This window comes from Iodobacter sp. BJB302, from assembly GCF_002735645.1.
Lineage (GTDB): Bacteria > Pseudomonadota > Gammaproteobacteria > Burkholderiales > Chitinibacteraceae > Iodobacter.
This window is the reverse complement of sequence record NZ_PDZG01000202.1, coordinates 1-530: the sequence shown is the minus strand read 5'-3', so window position 1 is coordinate 530 and position 530 is coordinate 1. Positions and strand designations below refer to the sequence as shown.

Here is a 530-nt window from a genome sequence, read left to right as displayed (position 1 = left end):
TTGCATCGCCGTTATCAAACGACGGCTGCCAGAAGTCTGTTCGCTCTCCTCAAACGCCGCTTTCAAATTCACGCTTTCTACGCAAATGACCGCCGCGCTGCTGCGTTTTTGAGCGGCATAATATCCGGCACGGCTCACACTTAAAACACGGCAGGCTTGCGTGATATTGGCCTTCTGTTGCCCTTGCCCAATCAGGGCATAAATCATTTCAGTTCGCGGGCAAAGAAGGCCGATGCTTTTTTTAAGAGGTCGTTATCCGAGCGGAGTTGGCGATTCTCAGATTCAAGTTGGCGAATGCGTTGCTGCTCTGCCGTAAGGGGATTGCCGATGCCAGGCTGGCCCATTTGTTCCGCCCGATATTGCTCAATCCAGCGTCGCAATGCGCTTTCGCCAACCTGCATGCTTTGTACGACCTGAGCCACACTGAGACCCTGATCGACCACCATTCGGGCGACCTCCAATTTGAAGCTGGCATCATACTTTTTACGCATTGAAGTCATCTAATATTTCTCGTTAAGGTGAATGATGCA

At 51.3% G+C, this 530-nt stretch carries 1 protein-coding gene and 1 pseudogene; both read right to left on the bottom strand.

Annotated elements, in window-relative coordinates; genetic code table 11:
- Positions 1-207 (bottom strand): annotated as a pseudogene (locus CSQ88_RS22645) (IS3 family transposase); the annotation flags it as partial.
- Positions 204-491, bottom strand: a complete 288-nt coding sequence (locus tag CSQ88_RS22640) for a transposase (RefSeq protein ID WP_180273783.1) — start codon at positions 489-491, stop codon at positions 204-206. The pseudogene CSQ88_RS22645 and the gene CSQ88_RS22640, both read right to left, overlap by 4 nt.
- Between the last annotated feature and the right edge of the window lie 39 nt (positions 492-530).